We start from the raw sequence: 19,503 nt of genomic DNA, 5'->3' as shown, positions 1-19,503 counted from the left end.
GTGGGCTTGAGGGGGGAGGGTGATCGACATGACGAACGCATCAACCGACACCGACCTCAAGGCACTTGCCGAGGTCGTCGCCACCGTCGAGCGAACCCAGCGGGCCAAGGACGCCGAGGGTTTCCTCGCGCTCTTCCATCCGGATGCCCTGTGGACCACCGCCCACGGGAAGGTGCTGATCGGTTTCGAGGAGATCGCCGCCTTCACCCGCGAGGTCCTGCCCCGGGCGAGTTGGGACGGCGACGTCTCGTACGAGGTGGCGCACGTGCGGTTCCTGCGGCCGGACGTGGCGGCGGTGAAGGTCCGGCAGGTCTACCGCTCGCCCGAGGGGGACTCGGAGGGCGTCCCGCTGTACGTGATGACGCGGGCCGAGGACGGCCGGTGGCTGCTGCACGCCTGCCAGAACACCGGGGTGCACGCCGGCTAGGCGTCGACCCGCGGCCGGTCCCGCACAGGGGTCGGGACCGCTGCGGGTGCGGCGGTCGGCGCGTGTGCCGGGGTCGACGTGGGGGTCGGCGCGGGAGCCGGGTTGCGGCCGGCGAGGCGGCAGCCGAGGCAGTCGGGGTGGCCGCGGCGCCCGGCCGGGTCGGGGGTGCGCCAGTGGCGCAGGCGGGGCGGGCGCGGGCCGGTGGGCTTGCCGTGCCCGGCGAGGTGCAGCAGCCAGCTGGCGACGCCGCCGAGGGCGGTGAGGATCCCGCCGGCCCAGAGCCCCGGGGTCGAGCCGAGGACGAGGGCCGCGCCTGCGACGGCGAAACCGAGGGTGGCGGTGGCGGAGCCGGTCCAGCCGGCGACGGTGTGCCCCATGTCGTGGTCGCCGTGTGTGCTCATGTCTCCTCCGTTGGTGTGAGATGGGTGGGTGGTGGTGAACGGCCTGGACGTTTATCTCACGAGCTAAGTTACTTAGATGCTAAGGAGAATCCGGGTGAAGGGCAAGCCGCGCCCCCGGGCCACGCCCGAGCAGGCGCTCTACGCGATGGACCGCATGATCGCGTTGGCGCAGTTCGGCCAGCAGGACATCGCCGCCCGGCTCGGGCTCAACGTCACCGACCTGACCTGCCTCGGCTTCGTCATCGAGGCCGCCATGGCCGGCGACGCCCTGGCCGCCGGCGACCTCGCCGAGCGCGCGCAGCTGACCACCGGAGCCGTCACGGGCGTGCTCAACCGGCTGGAGAAGGCCGGCTACGCCCGCCGGGAGGCCGACCCGGGCGACCGGCGCCGAGTGCGCGTGGTGATGGCCGAGGACGCGCAGCAGCGCATCCTCCAGGTCTACGGGCCCTTCTACGAGCGGATCGGTGCCCTGTTCGCCGACTACACCCCGGACGAGATCGCCGTCATCGCCGACTGGTTCACCCGGGCCAAGTCCGTCCTGGGGGAGTCGCTGGACGAGATCCGCGCCGCGACGCCGTAGCAGCGGCGGGCGGTGGCGGTCGTGGGGCGGTGGCGGTCGTGGGGCGGTGGCGGTCGTGGGGCGGTGGCGGGCGGTGGGGTGGCGGCGGAGCCGGGGTGGGAGACTGCCCGGGTGCTGCTGCCCACCACCGCGGACCTGATCGAGCGCCTCGAGGTCGTACGGATCGACGACCCCTTCGGCTGGTACGCGTGGAAGGACGCCGTGCCCGGCGAGACCATCGGCTGGTGGGAGGACGCCCGGGAGGTGCTCGCGGACGTCGCCGCCCTTCCGATGGGCACCCGGATGCGCTGTTTCACCCCCGGTTTCGCGCTGCGGGCACACACGGGCCGGCACCCGGTCTTCCCCGAGCAGGTGCTGTTCGAGATCGCGTTCTGCTTCGAGTGCCAGGGTGTCCGGCTCTACGGGCCTGCGGTCACGGGGGACCTGGCCTACCAGACCTTCGACCCCGGCAGCGCCCGGGCGCGCGAACTCCTCCGCCGCTTCGGTGAGGCCGGGTGAACCGAGGGGAGTGGGAAGTCGGTGGGGCCGACTTCCCACTCCCTTGTAGTTCAGCGGGTGGTGGGGGTGGCTGTCGCGGTCGGGGTGGGGGCGGGCCGGTGCGGCGCCGTGTGGGGGTGGATCCAGGCGAGCAGCGCGAGGAGGAGCGCGAACGGCAGGAGCGTGCAGAGCGTGGCGCCGCCGGGCGGCGTATCGCGGGGCTCAGGCGGCATCGGTGGCGTCGGTGGCGGTGAGGTCGCTGGCGGTGAGGTCGGAGTCGGTGAAGTCGGCCTCGGCAAGGTCGAGTTCGGCCCAGACGGTCTTGGCGTTGGGGTGGCGAGGGATGGTGCCCCAGCGGTCGGCCAGGGCGTCGACGAGGACGAGACCGCGCCCGGACTGGGCGTTGGGAGCGTGGGAGGTCGGCAGGGCCGGGAGTCGGTCACCCCGCGGGTCGCTGATCTCGATGCGGAGGGTGGTGCCCCGGCGCGCGGTGGTGGTGAGGCAGAGGTGCAGCTCGAAGCCGCGCCCCGGAACGCGTCCATGGGTAGTCGCGTTAGCGGCGAGCTCCGCGACGATCAGCAGCGCGGAGTAGTAGGGCTCGGTGTGCGTCGAGTTCAGCTCCCAGAAGGTGAGTTGGCGCCTGGCGACGCGTCGGCAGACGGCCGCACCCTTGGGGGTGGCGGCGAGCGTGGTGGTGTGGCGACGGGGGCTGTCGAGGGGGATTTCGGTCGTCATGGGAGAAAAGCGTGACGGCACGGACGTACGCTGACCATGGTTCCGGCGAGCACAGAGAGTGCTTGTGCAGGTGCGGACAGCTTTTTGTCATGGGGCAAAGACGCAGGTGGGGCGGTCGCCATGGGTGCAGCGCGAAACAACGAGTCGGCCGACGAGGTGCGGACGGAACTGCCCGAGGACCTGGGGGAGGTCTCGGACTTCTTCCGCGCGATCGGCAAGCAGATCAAGCTCCTGCGGGAGCGTGCCGGGATGACGCAGAAGGAACTCGCCGAGCGTGTCGGCTACGGGGAGCACCTGATCGGCGCGGTCGAGCGCGGAACGCGCACGCCGCAGCCTGAGCTCTTGGTCGCGACCGACAAACTGCTCGACGCCGGGGGCCTGTTGGCTGTCACCACGGATGACGTGATGAACGCACGGGCCAAGGCTCGGTTGAGGCACCCCGCTTGGTTCCGGGACTACGCGGCCCTGGAGGTCGTGTCCATCGAAACGCACAACTTCGCCACCCTGGACATTCCCGGGCTGCTCCAGACCGAGGAGCACGCGCGTGCGGTCTATGCGATGCGGCAGCCACCGCTATCGGAGGAGGTGATTGAGCTGCGGGTAGCAGCACGAATGGCGCGGCAGGAGGTGCTGACTCGCTGGCCTCGAGGATTGTTCAGCTGGGTGATTGACGAGAGCGTTCTGCGAAGGCCTTTGGGAGGGTGGGAAGTCCACGCCACGCAGCTTCGCAGACTCCTAGAAGTCGGACGTAGCCGGGGAATGGTCGTTCAGGTGCTGCCCTTGAACAGGGCCGAGCATGCGGGAATGGGAGGGCCGTTCATTCTGATTACGCCCAAGGGTCGACCTCAGCACGGCTACATCGAGGTTCAGACGAGCAGTAGGCTGATCACGGACCTGAATGAGGTTCAGATCATGAATGCGCGGTACAGCATCCTCAGGGCGCAGGCCTACAGCCCGGAGGAGTCCCTGGCCTTGATCGAGAAGATCCTGGGAGAACTATGAGCACTGAGCTGGCATGGCGCAAGAGCAGCTACAGCGGGAACGAAGGCGGAGAGTGCGTCGAGGTCGCTACGACGCCTGTTGCCGTCCACGTGCGTGACTCCAAGGACAAGAGTGGCCCGCAGCTGGCGTTCGAGCCAGCCGCGTGGCAGGCGTTCGTGCAGTTCGCGGCGACCGTCGAGGTCTGAAACGACCCTTTCAACGACCCACCGCTTCCGGGCGGCGGGTCGTTGGCGTACCGTCAGGTCGGCAGTTCCATCCCACCGTCCGCCCCTGATCCGATCGGCGGACAAGCCCCTTCTGTACGGGTGTCGTCGGTCCCGTGTCGGGTGCGTCCTGCTACGACATCCCCATGTCCCACCACCTCAGCGGCCCCCACCTGCGCTCCCCCCGGGGCGACGCGCGGCTCGACCTGACCGACGTGTTCGCGTTCCCGGGCAGCGACGCGTCGGGCCGGACCGTCCTCATCATGAACGTGAACCCGTACGCCCCGACCCGGGCGGCCGAGTTCCACCCCGACGCCGTCTACCGCATCAACATCGACAACGACGGCGACAACCTCGCCGACGTCGCCTACTCCTTCACCTTCTCCGACCCGGCCTCCGGCGCGGGCGGCCAGACCGTGACCGTCCACCGCTCCACGGGCTCCGCCGCGCAGCAGCACGAGCCCGCCGGGGACGTCCTGTTCAACTCCGTCCCGGTGGCCTTCGGGGACGCACCCGACGTCATCGAGGCGAACGGTTACAAGCTCTCCGTCGGCCTGCGCAGCGACCCCTTCTTCGCCGACCTCGAAGGGATCGTCAACGAGTTCACCTGGACCGGCAAGGACGCGATGGCCGAGGCCAACGTCTTCGGCATCGCCATCGAGGTCCCCGACGAGGAGCTCGGCCCGGACCCGACCATCGGCGTGTGGGCACGGGTGAGCCTGCGTCAGGACGGTCAGCTGGTCTCGGTCGACCGGGGTGCCCACCCCTCCCTCACGGCCTACTTCAACAAGGAGGAGGTCAAGGACGCCTACAACGCCGGCGAGCCCGCCGACGACTGGGAGCTCTACCGGGAGCCGTGGACGGCGGTCCTCCAGCAGATGGGGGACTACACCACCGAGGCCGCCACCGAGACGCTCAAGCTCGTCCTCCCCGACGTCCTGCGCTACGACCGTTCCCGCCCGGCCGGCTACCCCAACGGGCGGACCCTCGTCGACGACGTGACCTCGGCCCGCCTCACCATGGTGTCGGGAGGCAAGGTCACCAGCGACCACATCCCCCCGCACACCGACCTCCTCCCCACCTTCCCCCACCTCGGCCACCCGCACCCGGTCGGGTAGCCGCACCCGGCCACGGCGAGGCGGCGGCCGGGGGACACCCGCGGCCGCCGTTCCGCCGGACGGTCCGGCGGGCCCCGCGCGTACCGGAAAAACCGGTTCCCGTTGACCGGCGCACGCCACTACGGTGGAGCGATGTCGTCGATCAAGAAGTTCCAAGTCACCTTCGACTGCGCGAATCCCGAGCGCGTCGCCCGCTTCTGGTGCGAGGTGCTGGGGTACGTCGTACCGCCGCCGCCGGCCGGGTTCGACAGCTGGGACGACTTCGACCGCTCGCTGCCGCCCGAGCGTCAGGGGGCGGCGTTCGCCTGCACGGACCCCACGGGCGAGGGGCCGCGGCTGTACTTCCAGCGCGTGCCCGAGGGCAAGGTCGTCAAGAACCGGGTCCACCTCGACGTGCGGGCCGGCACCGGGCTCGTGGGGGAGGAGCGCCTCTCCGTGCTCAAGGCCGAGCGGGACAGGCTCGTCGCCCTCGGTGCGGTCTGCGTGCAGGTGCTGGTCGCCGACGGCGTGAACGAGTCCTGCATCGCGATGCAGGACGTCGAGGGCAACGAGTTCTGCCTCGACTGACCGGCCGCGCACGCCTCCCCGTCCGGGCCCGACGTTCGGCGGCCGTCGGGGCCGGACGGGGAGGAACGTGCGCGAAGCGGTGGCGCCCGGAGCGGAAATCGGGAAGGCTCGGGCGCATGGTCTCGGTACTGCAGAACCTGGTGATCGACTGTGCGGACGCCTACGGGCTGGCCCGGTTCTGGAGCGCGGTGACCGGCCGCCCGCTCCACCCGGACGACAGGCCCGGTGACCCGGAGGTCCAGGTGGTGCTGGCCGACGAGCCGGTCCTGTACTTCAACCAGGTGCCCGAGCCGAAGACGGTCAAGAACCGCCTCCACCTGTGTCTGCGCCCGGAGACCTCGCGCGACCAGGAGGTCGAACGCCTGCTGGGCCTCGGCGCCACCTTCGTCGGCGACCACCGCAACCCCGACGGCACCGGCTGGGCCGTCCTCGCCGACCCGGAGGGCAACGAGTTCTGCGTCCTGCGCAGCACCTCCGACCGCGCCGCCACGCCCTGACGGTCGGCCGGGTGGCATGCCAGGGCGTTGCCGACCCGGATCGTCGAAAGAAGTCTCCGCAGGGTCTGATCGTCCGCCGTTCCGGCCGCGGCGGCCGGCCTTCCCGTCAAGTGGCCGGACGACAAAGCGGTGGTCAAGAATCCTTGACCACCGCTTCGCCCTCCTCGACCTGACCATGTGTCAGGCTGTGCGCCCCCGTGGGCCATCGAGGAGAGATCGTGGACAGACCGAGCCGCCCCCTGATCGAGGACTTCCCCGCCCACCCCGGCGGTGACCCGGCCGCGGCCCTCGCGGACGCCGTCCGCGACCGCCGCACGGCGCTGGGCCTCACCACCGCCGACCTCGCCGCCCGCTCGGGCCTCTCCGAGCCGCAGATCCGCGCCATCGAGGCCGGCCACGCCATCCCCACCCTGCCGCTCCTCACCACCCTCTCCCGGGCCCTGGAGTCCACGCCTGGCGCCTGAGCACAGGAAGTCGGCCCGCCCGACTTTCCACTCCGGGCGGCGGTCGGCCCCGTGGTCGTCGACGAGGGGGAGCGGGCGTCAGGCCTGCCCGTCCAGTTCGAGGGCGAACACCTTCAACGGGGTGCGTATGTCGCGGAACCCGTCGGCCAGGAAGTCGGCCACGACGTCCAGCGCGCGCTCGACGAACAGCAGCCGGGCCCCGAACGGAAGGTCCGCGCGCGTGCCGGAGACGAACGACATCCGCAGCTGCCCGGCCTGGTCGTCGTGCCACGCGTAGACGACACCGGGCCTGCCCGTGCCGTCCGACCCGGCGTCCCGCAGCCAGGCCTCCATCGTGCCGGTCAGCACCGCGGCCAGCTCGGCCGCGCCCCCGGCACCCACCGCACCGGACCCGCCGCGCGGGGCGCAGAAGTACTCGATGTTCTCGATCGCCTCCTCGACGACGCCGCCGTCGCCGCGCCAGACCCCGACGTCCGCCGCCCGCCGCACGGCCTCCACCAGCTCCGAACCGCTCAACCCTGCTCCCCACCTTCCGGATTCCGCGACCACCGTGAGCGTCCGGGCCGCAACGGCGCCCAGTGCGCCACCACCTCGTGCAGGCGCCGCCGGTGGTCGGCGGCCCATGGTCTTCCCCTCACCCGTGTACGTACGGGAAGGATCCTCCTCCGATCGGGACCGCGCCCACCAGCGGTTTTCCGCCGGCCCGAGGCGGGCGCCCGGCGGGCGGTCCTAGACCCAGCCCTCGTCGAGGTGGATCGTCCAGGCGTCCCCCACCGCGCGCTTCAGGCGGACCAGGGACGCGACGTCCGCGATCACCGCGGGGACGTCGGACAGTCGCAACGGGGAGTCCGGGACACCGTGCCGGGTGTAGGTCGGCAACACGCCGTCGGCGTCGAAGGCGTGCAGCGGCGGCAGCGGGGCCCGGCCGAACCATGTGGGGCGGTGCTCCTCCGCCCAGGTGGCCGCGGCGTCGACGCGGTCCACGTGCGCCAGCAGCGCCTCGGGGGCCGGGCCGTCGCCGAACCGCACGAGGAAACCGTCGGCGTCGACCGCCCACCAGTCCCACGTGATACCGGGCCGGGGGTGCCGCAGGGACTCCGTCATACCGCCACGCTATCCGGCTGCCACGGCGTCCGGCTGCCCCGAGGGCTCGGCCGGCGTCGTCGCTCAGCGGCGGAAGGCGGCCGTCGCGATCTCGACGAAGGACCTGACCAGCGGGTTGGCGTCCCCCTCGTTCCACACCGCCACCACGCGGCTCGGCGCCATGTCGGCCAGCGGCACCACGGCCAGCTCCGCGGGCAGGTCGTGCCCGAGCGGGGCCAGGCCGACCGTGCCGTTCCACAGCACGGCCTGGAGGCACTCCTGGACACCGCGCACCACCGGGCCCTCGCGCGGCGCGCCGCCGTGCCAGTACGCCTGCCAGACGGGATCCGTGTCCGGTGGGAACCGGAACCAGCGGCGGTCGTCCAGCTCGGCCAGCCGCAGCCGGTCACGGTGGGCCAGCGCATCGTCGGCGCGCAGGACCACGCCCACCGGATCGCTGCGCAGCGCACGCACCGTCAGGGCGGTCTCGTCGAACGGGGCCCGGGTCAGGGCGACGTCCACCAGCCCGGCGCGCAGCCCGCACGTCGGGTCGGTCAGGTCGGTGTCCCGGACGCGGACGTCGACGCCGGGATGGACCCGGCGGAAGGCTGCGGCCAGCCTGGACACCCCCGGGTCGGTGCCGTCGCCCAGGATGCCGACGGTGACGGTCGCGGAGCCGGCGGCCGCGCTCACGCGCACCCGGACACGGTCGGCGTGGTCGAGCAGGGCCCGCGCCTCGTCGAGCAGCACCGCGCCCACGGCGGTGAGGGTGACACCGGTCGGCGAGCGGTCGAACAGCAGCGCCCCGACCTCCGCCTCCAGCTGCCTGACCGCCCGGCTCAGCGGCGGCTGACTCATGTGCAGTCGGGTGGCCGCCCGGCCGAAGTGGAGTTCCTCGGCGACGGCCACGAAATAGCGCAGGGTTCGCAGCTCCACGCTGCCACGATACCCACCCGGTATCGGCTCCGCGGGACGGGTCTTGGACACCGGAGGACCCCCGGCGGTGCACTGGTCGACATGACCGAAGAAGCAGCGACCGACGCCCCGCAGCCCGCCCCCGCCCTCTCGGTGGTGCGCCCCGGCGAGGGCGAGGCGATCGTCCTGGGCACCACGCGCATGCGCGTCCTGGAGGACGGCAGCCACACCGGGCACCGCCTCGCGATCGCCGAGTCCGTCCTCGCCCCGCACACCCAGGGGCCGCCCCAGCACCGCCACGCCCGGCACGACGAGGGCTTCTACGTCCTCTCCGGCACCGTGCGGTTCACCGTCGGGGCCGAGGACCACGACGTCAGCGCGGGCACGCTCGTGATGGTCCCGCCCGGCACCCCGCACACCTTCGCCAACCCGACCGACCGACCCGCCGTCATGCTCAGCACGTTCACCCCCGACCTGTACGTGCAGTACTTCCGCGACCTCCAGGAGGCGCTCGACGGCGGCCGGCCGCTGACGCCCCGGGCCAACCTCGACGCCATGAGCCGCTACGCGACCGAGCCCGCGACCGAACGTGCCTGAACCAGCCGACGGGCCCCGCTGGCAGGCGCGGCCCGAGAACGGAAACCATGACCACCGCCTACTGGGTCCTCGCGGGACCGCTCGCCCTCTTCTACCTCTACGCGGGGGCGCTCAAGGGCACCCGCAGCCCCGACCGGCTCCGCCCGATGATGGCCTGGGTCGACCGCGTACCGCTGCCCGCCCTCAGGGCCCTGGGGACGGTCGAGGTGCTCGCCGCGGCCGGCCTCGTCCTACCGCCGCTCACCGGTGTCGCACCCCCGCTGGCCGTGGCCGCGGCCGCCGGCCTGGTGCTCCTCCAGGCCGGTGCGATCGCCGTCCACCTGACCGGCGGAGACCGCCGGATCGCCCTCAACCTCGTGCTCGTCACCACCGCGGCCGTGACCGCCGGGCTCGCCACCGGCCTCTGACGGCCGGACCGGAAGCCGTACCGCCGGGCACCCGGGGCACCCGTACGGCCGCTCAGTCGCCGACGAACCGGACGGCGTACGCGGGCTCCGCGAGAGCCCGCCGGAACAGGGCGCCGAGTTCGTTGACGAATTCCCTCTCCGGTGCGGGGAGCGGGAGCCCGGAGACACGGTCGAGTTCGGCGAGGGCCAGCTCGCAGAAGTAGTGGTCGAATTCCGTGTCGTCGTAGGGGTCGACCCGCGCCATCGTCGGCACCGTGTCCCGGCCCGCCGCCGCCAGCACCGCCCGGAGTTCGCCGTCCTCCGGAAGGTGGTCGACGATGTCGGAAACGACGGCCCGCCCCGCCTTCCGCCCGCCCTTCGCCTTCGCCCGGCGTCCCGTACCGCCGGTCAGCCGGGTGTCCACCAGCTGGATCGACAGCCCCATGTTCCTGCCTCCTTGTGGTCCGGCCTCCTTCGCGGAGTGGCCCGTCGCGGAATCACGACGGGCCACTCGCAAGCCGCCCGGGCGATTCCTCTTCCATCCTTCGTCATCCTCCCCTTCGTCATCCTCCGAGGAGCTGCTCCCACCGCGGCGTCCGGTCGGACGGCGGGCGGAAGGCCCGCCAGGTCTCCCCGGCGAGGTCGAGCTCCAGCACCCGGTCCCGGAAGATCCACCTCCCGGTGGTCCGGACCCGGGCTTCACCCCGGGCGATCGCCAGCACCGCGGCGATCGCCGCTTCGCCGGGCATCTCCTCGAGGACGAACCCTCCGCAGAAGAACCAGTAGTCGGACCAGTCCCCTGCTGGCCGGAGGTCGATGTCCAGCAGGCCGCCGAGGTGAACGGTCGCCAGCGGACCCTCCTGATCGATCTCGACCGCAATCGGCAGGAAGCCGGGAATCACGCCACCGGACGATCCGGCGGCCGATATCCGCTCGGCCAGCTCCTCGAGCTCCATTCCGTCCCCAACGCGATGTTCCTGATTCTGCCAGTCCTTGCATCCACCGCCGGTGCGGCCGCGCACGTGTGGGCACGCGAAGGGCGGCACCACCGAAACGGTGGTGCCGCCCTCACCTGTTCAGGAACTGCTACTCGGCGAGCTGGTCGACGAGTTGCCAGGTGAGCCGGGTGCCGGCCGCCTCGAAGCCCTGGCGGAGCTTGTCCAGCGCGGCATGGATCTCCGGCCACGACTGCTCGCCCACGGGGGAGCAGTCCAGGTAGTACGTCGACTTCTCGATGCCGGGCTGCCAGGTGGCATCACCCTCGAGGTCGGACGTCGTGCCGATCTCGATCTCCCAGCCGTCGGCGAACACGATGAACGGGTTGTGGTTGAAGGTGTCCAGGGCGTCAGCGGTGATCTGGGGCACCTGCTCCTCGTCGATCTCGCCGACGATGAGAGCCCGAATGAAGAGCTTCATTTACGTCCCTTCCCTTGATCCGTGCGATCTCATCAGCGGCCGGCTCGCCGCTTCTTGATTGCGTTCGAGACTCTCGACATGAACCTCGCTTGTTTTGCCGAGCATACCGTGCAGTGCGGGAGCAGGATCGTGGGGAGATTTCCCCCTGCGCGCCGGTTGACGGAAACCGCGGGAATGTGGTCGGGAATGTGGTGACCCTTCGAGGTGAGATCGGTCTTGCTGCCGCATGCGTGGCAGCCGTATTTCCGGCCGATCATGTCGATCTTGGCCTTGATCGGGCCGAACGAGCGGGACATTCCCTTGGGCCAGACCACTCCGAAGCGTGCGTACGGCCCCGGCCCTGCCATACCGGACCGGGACGTCGGGTGGACCCGGACGATCGGGCAGGTGTCACTGCTGTTGTGGACCAGGACGTCGTCGGACCCGGTGGCCACGAAGTACGTGTGGGCGTTGCCGACGTTCAGGTTGTAGACGAGCTGCTCGTCGAGGTCGCCCTCGTCGTGCACCCAGGTGACCGTGCTGAGCGTGCCGTTGGGCCCCTGCAGCTGGTCGCCGATCCGGACGTCCGCCGCATTGACCCATCCACGGCCCTCGACGAAGACCGGGTGGTAGGAGGTCGCCCGGATACCCGGCGAGGCCGGGTCGGTGTCCGTACCGATCTCGACGATGTGCTTCGGGGCGAAGCTCGTGTAGACCGCGAGGACGGGCTGGGCCTTGGTCTCGCCGGTTTCCGGGTCGGCTGCCGCGACGTAGTCGCCGACCTGGATCTCGCTGATCGGCAGATACGTTCCGTCGGCCATCAGGACCGGCGTTTCCGGTTCGAACGAGTTGCAGCCCGTTCGGCGGAAGATCTTCCGCGCGGTGTTGGCGGCCCTCTCCACCCGCGACGCCGCCCGGGTGGACCTCACCGCTGTCGCCGCGGCCTTGACCACGGGGCCGGCGCCGACGGTCGCGGCCACGGCGGTGACCGCCATCTCGGCGGCCTTCGCCCAGTTCCCGGTGGCTGCGTAGGACACCGAGGAGACGGCGGCCGCGACGGCGCCGATGGGGCCGGGGATGTACGACGCCACCTCCGCCACCTTGGCGACGACCTCCACCGTCTTCTTCAGCCACTTGGGCATGCCCCAGTTGCCGTCGAGGTCGGTGCAGTTGATCGGGTCGCCGGTGCAGTAGTCGTAGGCGCTGGCGTTGCCGCCCGGAACCGGGTCGACCTGCAGGAAGCGGCCGAGTGCCGGGCTGTAGAGGCGGGCACCCATGAGGATGTCGCCGTCCTGGGCCTCGGCCGAGCGCTGCTTCCCGCCGAGCCAGCCGTAGCGGACGCCCGCCTGGCCGTCCTGCGGGATGCCGAACTCGTCGAAGTCCAGCACCACCGGCTTGGCCAGTGCCGTGTCCGTGGTGATGACGACCGAGCCGAACAGGTTGGTCAGCTGCAGCTGGACGTCACCGGTTCTGCTGGTGGTGGCGACCAGGTCGCCGTCCGGACCCGAGACGTTACGGGTCAGGTTCCCCTGAGTGGTGTCCTCGACGGTCCATCGGACCTCGTCGGAGTCGTCGCCGTAGTGGTTCAGCTTCGACGTGGCGTTGGCCCAGGAGCCGTCCGCCTGCTTCTTGCTGGTGGTGAAAGCGGTCAGGCGGTGGGCGGCGTCGACGGCCCACTCCTGCTTGGTGTCCCCCTTCTCCTGGGCGGCGACGCGGTCGTTCGCCCAGTAGGTGTTGGTCGCGCCGGTGGCCGTCTTCACCGTCCGCCCGAAGGCGTCGTAGACGAACCCGGAGTCGGTGAGCCGGTCGGCGCTGTCGTAGGTGTGGTTCTCCGCCGTGGCCCCGGCCGTGCTGCACTCGCCGACCGCCCCGCGCGGGGAGGTCTGCTTGGACAGACGGTTGGAGTGGGCGTCGAAGGCGTACTGGCGGGTGACGCAGCCGGTGGCGACCGTGGTCTGCTCGGCCTTCACCAGCCGGCCGAGCCGGTCGTACTGGTAGGAGCGGGTGGCGGTGGAGCTGGTGTCCTTGGCCACCTGACCCTGGGTGGAGACGTCGCTGGTCTGGGTCCAGACCACGGCGTTGTCGGAGGTGCGGACGTAGCTCCGGCCGGTGGCTTCGCCCACGGCGTTGAACGTGTCCTTGCGGACGATCCCGCCCGGGTAGGTCTGCTCGACGAGCTGGCCGTCCGGTCCGTACTTGGCGGTGAACTCACCTGCGACGCTGTCCGTCACCGAGGTGACCAGCCCGCGGGGCTCCTTCACACGGTCGTAGGCGTAGGCGGTCGACCCGGTCGGGTCGCTCACCTTCACCGGCTTGCCGAACCTGTCGAACTCCGTGGTGGTGGTGTCACCGTCGGCGTCCGTGTAGGAGATCAGGCGGCCGAGCTGGTCCATGACCCTGGTCAGGGACTTGCCGCCCGCGGTGGTCTTGACGATGTCGCCCGTCGCCGGGTCGTACTCCGTGGTGACCTTCGGCAGAGCGAGCCCCTCGTCGGAGGTGATCTCGGCCGAGGTGATCCGGTCGGCGTTGTCGTAGCCGGTGACGGTCTTCCGCGACTTGCTCGCGTTGCTCTCGGTGATCTCCTCGGGCTCGTTGAAGGCCGAGTACCGGGTGACCCGCTTCACCGGCAGGGTGGTCGTCATCCGCGAGGCATCGGCCCCGGTGACGGCGCCGCCCGGCATGGTGACGCAGGGCAGGCCGGCCCACTCGGGGCGGTTGGCGCACGCCGCGTCGTCCGGATTGGCCCCGGCGGTGTAGAACACCGACTTGACCGTGCCGGCGTCGCTGCCGGTCGAGCCCGGCTTGCGCGACTCCAGCGCGTGCCCGAGGGCGTCGTAGCGCACCGTCGAGGTGAGCTTGGCCCCCAGGGCGTCGGTGGTCACCGAGGTGGCCGCCCGCAGCGTCCACCCGGAGGTGCCGCCGATGACCGGGTCGAAGCCGTGCTTGGTGACGCGCAGTTCGACGTCGTCGGCATAGCCGTCGATGCGGGCGCCGTCGGTGGAGGTGGTGGCCAGGTGGTAGGCCTGGCCGTCGGGCTTCCCCTCGTCATAGGTGACGGTGTTGTGGTCGCGTGCCACGACCGAGGTGCCGGCCGCCATGGTCGGGTTGACCGTCGCCTTGGTGAGGGTGACGGTGTCGAGCCCGGTGTGGAACCGCTCGCCGCTGCTGGCGGCGTTGGTGTCGACGACGGTGACCTTGAGCTCGTGGTCCCCGCGCGTCAGCTTCACCGCTGCACCGGTGGTGTACGGGGCCACCACGGCATTGGCGCTGTACGTGTCGATCCGCTGGCCGATGTCCTTGCCGTCGATCGCGAACTGGACGACACCGTGGTCGCTGTTCTTGGTCAGCTGGCCGGAGAGGACGTAGTCGCCCTCCTCCGGGACGGTGACGCGTACGGCGTCGAAGGCACCCGCGGCCGTACCGCGGACGCCCAGCTGGGCTCCGCCGGACCAGGTGACGCCGCAGCAGTCGTTGTCGGTCTGCACCTTGGTGTTGGTGCCGAGCTGGGGGAGCTTCTCCGCCTCGCCCGTCACGACGGCCGGGTTGGTCTGGCCGTTGACCTGCTCGGCCAGTGAGGCGCGGTAGACCGGGCCGAGCGTGTCGACCACGTCCTGGCCGTCCGCCGAGTAGGCGGTGCGGGAGTCGAGCAGGCGTGCCCGGGACTTGGTGATCTCGGCCTTGCGTGCCTTCTGCTCGTCGTTCAGGTCGGCCGCCGTGAGGTCGGCCGGGATCTGGGGCAGGTTCAGCTCGGCGGCGAGCTTGTCCGCGTCCGGGTGGGTGCCGAGCGCGAGCGAGCGGTTGGTGGCCTCCAGAGCGCGTACGACGTTGCCGTACCGGTCGTACTCCTTGGTGTCGATGTCACCGCCGGGGGTGACGGACGGGGTGGCGGTGTTGACCTCGTTGCCGGAGGCGTTGAGGTAGTGCACGGTGGCCGGCCTGTAGCCGTCCGCACCCGGTTTGGCGGCCGAGGCGGTGTTGGTGGCCGGGTCGTCCTCCGGGCCGAAGACGGCGGTGGCGTCGGTCGGCGCGTCGGTCTGCGCCCACCTGGCCACGTCCGCACCGGACAGGTCGTACGGTCCGCCGGCGCCGCGGGTCAGCGGCACGTCGTAGACGACGCTGGTCGCGTTCTCGCCGTTGACCTGGTCCTTGCTGCCCGGCGCGAGGGTGCCGCGCCGGACCTTGAGCAGCCGGCCCGGGTCCTGGTCGGCCGCGGCCTTGCCGTAGTCGAAGCTCCACGGAAGCTCGCCGGCCGCACCGACCCGGGTGACCCGGCCGGCGTCGTCGTAACCGTAGGCGGTCTTCAGCGGGGTGGCCAGTCGCGGGTCCCAGACCTGCGCCAGGCGGCCCTTGTCGTCGTACGCGTAGTGCGCGACCTCGACCGGCTCCTGCCTGGAGGTGGCCGGGTTCCACGACCAGATCTTCACGCCGCGGACCCGGTCCAGGTAGTCACCCGGGTTCGTGGACGTGGCGGTGGTCGCCTTGGCGTAGTCGTACTCCATCACCTCGCAGCCACGCGGCAGCGGGTCGACGGTGCAGCCGTTGACGTCGTCGACGCCCGGTTCGACCGACGGGATCACGCGCTTGACCAGCGACCGACCCGCGGAGGTGTCGTACTGGTAGCGGGTGGTCGACGACGGGTCCGACCCGGTCTCGCTGACCAGCTGGTAGATGGTGGAGCCTGCCTGGCGGGCGAAGACGGACTTCGCACCGTCCAGAGCGGTCAGCTCGTACGTGGTGCCGGCGGTCTGGATGTCCCAGATCTGGTTGGGGCCTGCCCAGCAGACCCAGATCGAGGCGCCCTTGTCGGCGTCGAGGCACTGGCCCGAGTGACGGTTCATGACCGTGCCGTCGGTGCGCACCTCCCACTGCTGGTTGTCGCCGCCGTTGCAGCCCCACAGGGTGAGCGGGGTGGCGTTGGCGGTCTGGCCCCAGGGGTTGTCCAGGCAGTAGCCGAGCAGGCGCAGGGTCAGGTCGTCCCCGCGGGTCCACTGCTGGTTCGCCGCGCCGGTGCAGGCGGCCGGCTGCAGCCGCGCACCGTTCCCGGCCGCGCCGTTCGGGACCTCCAGGCACTGCCCCGTGGTCGACAGGACCACGGCACCGGACTTCGCCGGTACGGCCTTGAGGGACAGCGCCTCGGCGCCGGGTTCGGGGAAGAAGCTGCCGTCACTGCCCTTGGCGAAGGTCAGCGAGGACTCGTCGTTCCCCTTGATCTCGACCAGGTCGGACTGCGGGAAGGACAGCGCGCGGAAGTCCGCGTCCGTGCCCGCGTCGGGGCCTCCTGCCCACTGCGGGCCGAACGGGGCGACGATCTCCTTCAGCGACAGGTCGTCGAAGAAGACCTCCTTGCCGCTGCCGCCGACGTTGCCGTTGTAGAGGCGGAACCAGGCCTCGGTGGCGTCCTTCGGGACCGTCATGTCCAGCGTCAGCTGCTGCCAGCCGTCGGTGAACGAGGCCTTCGGGGAGGCGGTCTCGCCGTAGCCGGCCGGGGTGCGGTAGACGCCGACCATGCGCAGGCCGCGGTTGGCCAGCGGGTTGTCCAGGCCGGTTGCGCCGGGGACGTAGATCCAGCCGGTGAGACGGTAGGTCTTGCCGGGCTGCATGCCCTGGCCGAGCGTGTACTCGGGGCCGAGCGCGGCGAAGGAGTCCCAGCCGGAGCTGGCCGGGACGACCAGCAGCGAGTCGGTCGAGTTGTCGTGACCGCGGGCCGTGGAACGGGCGAGGGTCGCCTGGCCGGGGGTGAAGCCGGTCAGGTCGGTGCCGACCTGGCGCTGGTTGAGCGTCAGGCGCTCGCCCTGCGGCTGCCAGCCGCGGCCGGCGTCACGCGAGGAGGCCGCGCGCTTGACCGACATGCCGAACTCGTTGACGTCGGTCACGTCGGTCGAGTAGTCACCGGTCAGCAGGTTGACGGAGCCGGGGCCGATGCCCGCGCCCGCCGCGCCGTCGGCGTTGCGGTCGACGGTGATGGTGTTCCACACGGTGGCGTAGCCGCTGCCGGAGCCGTCCTCGGGGAAGAGGAGGGCGCGGACCTGGACGACGCCGCCGACCTGGCCGAGCGTGTCGAGGACGCTCCAGTTGGCGTGCGGGCCGAGGTCCGCGAGCCGCGGCTTGTCCTCAGTGACCGCGGTGTTGTCCGCCTTGGTCAGGTTGGTGCGGGGGACGGTGTACTCCGTGGCGCCGGGGCCGCGGCGGTACTGGTAGACGACGCGCTTGAACTGGGCCTGCGCGTCCACCGCGAGCTTGACGCGCTTCGCGGACTGGGTGCCGTTGACCGGCGAGCTCATGCCCGCCTGGCCGACCTGGAAGGTGTACGTCGCGGGCGGGGAGAGGTTGCCCGCACGGTCCTTGGACTGCACGCTGAGCACGCGCCGGCCCTCGGTGGTCGGCGTGATCGACGTGGTCAGCGCGCCGGTGGCGGTGACCGTCACCGGCGTGCCGCCGTCCAGGGTGTAGACGTAGGCCGCGGTGTCGTCGGTGCCCGGAGCGGGCGAGAAGGTGAACGAGCCGGCCTGGTTGGCGGTGCCGTGCCACAGCCCGTCGGCCGGGTAGTCCGCCGAGCTGACGAACGGGGTGCCGGGCTTGACGGTGTCCGCCACGACGTTGGTGCCGACCCAGCCGGAGCGGGACTTGCCGTCGTCGAGCATGGCCCAGATCGAGTACTGCACGCCCTCGTCCAGCTTGGCGATGCCGTAGTCGGAGGGGCGGACGGTCGCGATGGCGCCGTTCGGGGTGTCCTTGGCGATGCTGCCGATGAACGTGCCGCCGCGCCACAGGTCGAGGTAGATCTTCAGCGGGTCGCCGTCCGGGTCGGCCGCCTGCACCTGGAAGCGCGGGTTGGCGTCCGAGGTGTAGCGCGGGTTGCCCTGCTGGGACGGCTGCACCTCGACGGTCGCGGGCGTGGCCGGGACGGTGTTGTAGGTGACCGAGACGAACGGCGGGGCGCCGCCCTCCGCGGAGCTGAACCGCTTCCAGGACAGGCTGCTGGACTCGTCGGCGGCCTTCAGCATGAAGCCGTAGCTGGAGTCGTGCTGCGCGAAGTACCGCACCATCTCGGTGACGTCGGCCTTCGCCCACGCGGACCCGTCGGGGGCGGTGCACTGGTGGGTGTCACCGCCGTCGACGTCCCAGGTGTCGTTGGACGTCGCCCACTTGCGGTCGATGCCGGGCTGGTTGCCCCAGCGGGTGCCGGAGTTGGCGCCGTACGCGTTCCACACCTCCCACTGCTTCGCGGTGCAGGAGGACGAGTGGTAGTTGTAGACGTTGAGCGTGGCGCCCAGGATCTGCTTGCCGTTGAACGAGGCGCCCGGGATGGTCAGGAACGACCGGGCCACGACCTTGCCGTCGTAGCTGCCCAGCTTGAGGTCGGTCGACGACGAGGCGTCGATGTTCTCGTTGGTCTGGACGTAGGTGTCGAAGATCGTGCCGACGTCGACCACCGGGTCGACGGTGACCGGGAACTGCGTCCTCGGGCTCGCCAGGAACGCGGCGTCGGGGGTGAACACCAGCTCGGTGTCGGCGCCCTGACCGCGAACCTGCATGGTGACGGGGCCGCGGTTCAGGTGCTCCTGCGAGGCCGGGTCGACCGCGGCGTCCCACATCACGGGGGCCGGGATCCTGACCGCGGCCTTGCCGGTCGCCTTGTCGAGCAGCTGGATCGAACCGTCCTGCTGCGGGGCGACGTCCAGGCCGGTGGTGTCCAGGGGGAGCGTCAGCGTGCCCGCCTGGGACACGGCGGAGCGGTCCTTGACGATCAGGAACTGCTCGAAGCCGGTCCGGGTGGCCTCCAGCACCAGGTCGACGCCGGGGCGGGCGTCGACGTAGGTGGCCTTGTTGCCGTCCAGCTTCGGCTTGGGCAGCTTGCCCAGCCAGCCGAAGCGGACCTGCTGGTCACCCGTGCCGAACTTCACCAGCTCGCGCTCGGCGGGAGCGGGCGCCGGCTGCGGGTCGGCCGCCGGTGCGGCCGCGCGGGCGGCGCCGCGCGAGGCGCGGGTCGCCTCAGCCGATGCCGATGCCGATGCCGACGCGGAGGCGGACGGTGTCGGCGACGCGGACGGCGTGGCCGAGGGCGTCCCGCTCGGGGCGGCGGTCGCGTCGGGCGTGCCGGTGGTGGCGGTGGCCGTGTGCGCAGTGGTGGTCGGCGCGGCCGAGGTCGGGGCTGCGCCGGGCGTCGCGCTCGGGGCCGCCGAGGGCGCTCCCGTCGGTGCGTTCGGTGCGCCCGGGGTCGCCGCGGCGCCCGGCAGGCTGTCGCCCACCGTCACGCCGGCGTCGCCGCCCTCGAAGACGACCCCGCCGGGGTGCGCCTTCGGTGCGACCTTGCCGTCGGGCGTCTGCACCAGGGTGGTGTCGACGGGCACCCAGGCGTCGCCGACCTTCATCCGGATCGGCCCGGTGGAGCGGTCGGAGGTCAGCGTGCCGTCCGGGTTCGCCCACACCGTGGAGAACTCGGTCCGGGCGCCGGTGACCTCGATGCGGCGCTTCTGCAGCCGGGCCGCCAGCAGGGCCGACGCCTCGTCGGGTGCCTCGGTGCCCGGGACGGCGGGCGGGGCGGGGGGAGTGGGGGCGGCGGAGGCGGGGGCGGCTGTCACCGCGTCCACCACCACGCCGGCCTGCACCAGCAGGCCGAGCGTCAGGAGCGCCGATATCGGGCGCATTCGACGCG

Annotated in this window: 21 protein-coding genes; 11 read left to right on the top strand and 10 right to left on the bottom strand. The window is 71.5% G+C overall.

Annotation, left to right across the window (positions count from 1 at the left end; genetic code table 11):
* The first annotated feature begins 28 nt into the window (after nucleotides 1-28).
* Nucleotides 29-427 (top strand): SgcJ/EcaC family oxidoreductase, encoded by a 399-nt coding sequence (locus ACIRS1_RS02305; RefSeq protein WP_402836164.1) that lies wholly within the window; start codon nucleotides 29-31, stop codon nucleotides 425-427.
* Here ACIRS1_RS02305 and ACIRS1_RS02300 read toward each other — a convergent pair.
* Nucleotides 424-828 (bottom strand): HGxxPAAW family protein, encoded by a 405-nt coding sequence (locus tag ACIRS1_RS02300; RefSeq protein WP_402836162.1) that lies wholly within the window; start codon nucleotides 826-828, stop codon nucleotides 424-426. The genes ACIRS1_RS02305 and ACIRS1_RS02300 overlap by 4 nt on opposite strands.
* A 94-nt stretch (nucleotides 829-922) precedes the next feature.
* Between ACIRS1_RS02300 and ACIRS1_RS02295 the strand changes: the two genes are divergently transcribed.
* Both ACIRS1_RS02295 and ACIRS1_RS02290 read left to right on the top strand, forming a co-directional pair.
* Complete coding sequence (locus tag ACIRS1_RS02295; protein WP_402836160.1) at nucleotides 923-1,408, top strand: MarR family transcriptional regulator; 486 nt, start codon at nucleotides 923-925, stop codon at nucleotides 1,406-1,408.
* A gap of 111 nt (nucleotides 1,409-1,519) precedes the next feature.
* On the top strand, nucleotides 1,520-1,906 hold the full coding sequence (locus tag ACIRS1_RS02290; RefSeq protein WP_402836159.1) for a hypothetical protein: 387 nt from the start codon (nucleotides 1,520-1,522) through the stop codon (nucleotides 1,904-1,906).
* Between the two features lie 50 nt (nucleotides 1,907-1,956).
* Here the strand turns inward: ACIRS1_RS02290 and ACIRS1_RS02285 are convergent, their stop codons facing one another.
* Together ACIRS1_RS02285 and ACIRS1_RS02280 are read right to left on the bottom strand one after the other, a co-directional pair.
* Nucleotides 1,957-2,118 carry a hypothetical protein gene (locus tag ACIRS1_RS02285; protein ID WP_402836157.1) on the bottom strand — a complete coding sequence of 54 codons (162 nt, stop codon included), beginning with the start codon at nucleotides 2,116-2,118 and terminating at the stop codon, nucleotides 1,957-1,959.
* The gene (locus ACIRS1_RS02280) at nucleotides 2,108-2,620 is read right to left on the bottom strand and encodes an ATP-binding protein (RefSeq protein WP_402836156.1); all 513 of its coding nucleotides are present in this window, start codon (nucleotides 2,618-2,620) and stop codon (nucleotides 2,108-2,110) included. The genes ACIRS1_RS02285 and ACIRS1_RS02280 overlap by 11 nt, the downstream gene beginning before the upstream one ends.
* A 120-nt stretch (nucleotides 2,621-2,740) precedes the next feature.
* On the opposite strand from ACIRS1_RS02280, the gene ACIRS1_RS02275 reads away from it, so the two are divergent.
* The 6 genes from ACIRS1_RS02275 (at nucleotide 2,741) to ACIRS1_RS02250 (ending at nucleotide 6,471) form a co-directional block, all read left to right on the top strand.
* Nucleotides 2,741-3,622, top strand: coding sequence for a Scr1 family TA system antitoxin-like transcriptional regulator (locus tag ACIRS1_RS02275; protein ID WP_402836154.1), 882 nt, complete (start codon nucleotides 2,741-2,743; stop codon nucleotides 3,620-3,622).
* Entirely contained in the window at nucleotides 3,619-3,807 is a 189-nt protein-coding gene (locus tag ACIRS1_RS02270; protein WP_402836152.1) for a DUF397 domain-containing protein, read from the top strand. Before ACIRS1_RS02275 ends, ACIRS1_RS02270 begins: the two co-directional genes overlap by 4 nt.
* 164 nt (nucleotides 3,808-3,971) lie before the next feature.
* Complete coding sequence (locus ACIRS1_RS02265; protein ID WP_402836150.1) at nucleotides 3,972-4,943, top strand: DUF4331 family protein; 972 nt, start codon at nucleotides 3,972-3,974, stop codon at nucleotides 4,941-4,943.
* Nucleotides 4,944-5,075: 132 nt separating this feature from the next.
* Complete coding sequence (locus tag ACIRS1_RS02260) at nucleotides 5,076-5,510, top strand: VOC family protein (protein WP_402836148.1); 435 nt, start codon at nucleotides 5,076-5,078, stop codon at nucleotides 5,508-5,510.
* A gap of 116 nt (nucleotides 5,511-5,626) precedes the next feature.
* Nucleotides 5,627-6,007 carry a VOC family protein gene (locus tag ACIRS1_RS02255; protein WP_402836146.1) on the top strand — a complete coding sequence of 127 codons (381 nt, stop codon included), beginning with the start codon at nucleotides 5,627-5,629 and terminating at the stop codon, nucleotides 6,005-6,007.
* Between the two features lie 218 nt (nucleotides 6,008-6,225).
* Nucleotides 6,226-6,471 (top strand): multiprotein-bridging factor 1 family protein, encoded by a 246-nt coding sequence (locus ACIRS1_RS02250; RefSeq protein WP_387896756.1) that lies wholly within the window; start codon nucleotides 6,226-6,228, stop codon nucleotides 6,469-6,471.
* Nucleotides 6,472-6,549: 78 nt separating this feature from the next.
* Here the strand turns inward: ACIRS1_RS02250 and ACIRS1_RS02245 are convergent, their stop codons facing one another.
* From ACIRS1_RS02245 to ACIRS1_RS02235, 3 genes are all read right to left on the bottom strand, one after another.
* Nucleotides 6,550-6,987, bottom strand: coding sequence for a hypothetical protein (locus ACIRS1_RS02245; protein WP_402836143.1), 438 nt, complete (start codon nucleotides 6,985-6,987; stop codon nucleotides 6,550-6,552).
* A gap of 213 nt (nucleotides 6,988-7,200) precedes the next feature.
* Nucleotides 7,201-7,575: a hypothetical protein gene (locus ACIRS1_RS02240; protein WP_402836142.1), complete on the bottom strand. Its 375-nt coding sequence runs from the start codon at nucleotides 7,573-7,575 to the stop codon at nucleotides 7,201-7,203.
* 63 nt (nucleotides 7,576-7,638) lie between these two features.
* The gene (locus ACIRS1_RS02235) at nucleotides 7,639-8,490 is read right to left on the bottom strand and encodes a LysR family transcriptional regulator (RefSeq protein WP_402836140.1); all 852 of its coding nucleotides are present in this window, start codon (nucleotides 8,488-8,490) and stop codon (nucleotides 7,639-7,641) included.
* 81 nt (nucleotides 8,491-8,571) lie between these two features.
* On the opposite strand from ACIRS1_RS02235, the gene ACIRS1_RS02230 reads away from it, so the two are divergent.
* Both ACIRS1_RS02230 and ACIRS1_RS02225 read left to right on the top strand, forming a co-directional pair.
* On the top strand, nucleotides 8,572-9,066 hold the full coding sequence (locus tag ACIRS1_RS02230) for a cupin domain-containing protein (protein ID WP_402836138.1): 495 nt from the start codon (nucleotides 8,572-8,574) through the stop codon (nucleotides 9,064-9,066).
* 47 nt (nucleotides 9,067-9,113) lie between these two features.
* Nucleotides 9,114-9,473, top strand: coding sequence for a DoxX family protein (locus tag ACIRS1_RS02225; protein WP_402836136.1), 360 nt, complete (start codon nucleotides 9,114-9,116; stop codon nucleotides 9,471-9,473).
* Between the two features lie 52 nt (nucleotides 9,474-9,525).
* Here ACIRS1_RS02225 and ACIRS1_RS02220 read toward each other — a convergent pair whose 3' ends face one another.
* From ACIRS1_RS02220 to ACIRS1_RS02205, 4 genes are all read right to left on the bottom strand, one after another.
* Nucleotides 9,526-9,897, bottom strand: coding sequence for a hypothetical protein (locus ACIRS1_RS02220; RefSeq protein ID WP_402836134.1), 372 nt, complete (start codon nucleotides 9,895-9,897; stop codon nucleotides 9,526-9,528).
* Between the two features lie 118 nt (nucleotides 9,898-10,015).
* Complete coding sequence (locus tag ACIRS1_RS02215; protein ID WP_402836132.1) at nucleotides 10,016-10,474, bottom strand: hypothetical protein; 459 nt, start codon at nucleotides 10,472-10,474, stop codon at nucleotides 10,016-10,018.
* Nucleotides 10,475-10,538: 64 nt separating this feature from the next.
* Nucleotides 10,539-10,868 (bottom strand): hypothetical protein, encoded by a 330-nt coding sequence (locus ACIRS1_RS02210; RefSeq protein WP_360204999.1) that lies wholly within the window; start codon nucleotides 10,866-10,868, stop codon nucleotides 10,539-10,541.
* A gap of 32 nt (nucleotides 10,869-10,900) precedes the next feature.
* On the bottom strand, nucleotides 10,901-19,495 hold the full coding sequence (locus tag ACIRS1_RS02205; RefSeq protein ID WP_402836130.1) for a ricin-type beta-trefoil lectin domain protein: 8,595 nt from the start codon (nucleotides 19,493-19,495) through the stop codon (nucleotides 10,901-10,903).
* Nucleotides 19,496-19,503 lie beyond the last annotated feature (8 nt).

The organism is Kitasatospora sp. NPDC101176 (genome assembly GCF_044768035.1).
Taxonomy (GTDB): domain Bacteria; phylum Actinomycetota; class Actinomycetes; order Streptomycetales; family Streptomycetaceae; genus Kitasatospora.
Note: the sequence above shows the minus strand (reverse complement) of the source record. Positions and strands in the feature narration are given on the sequence as shown.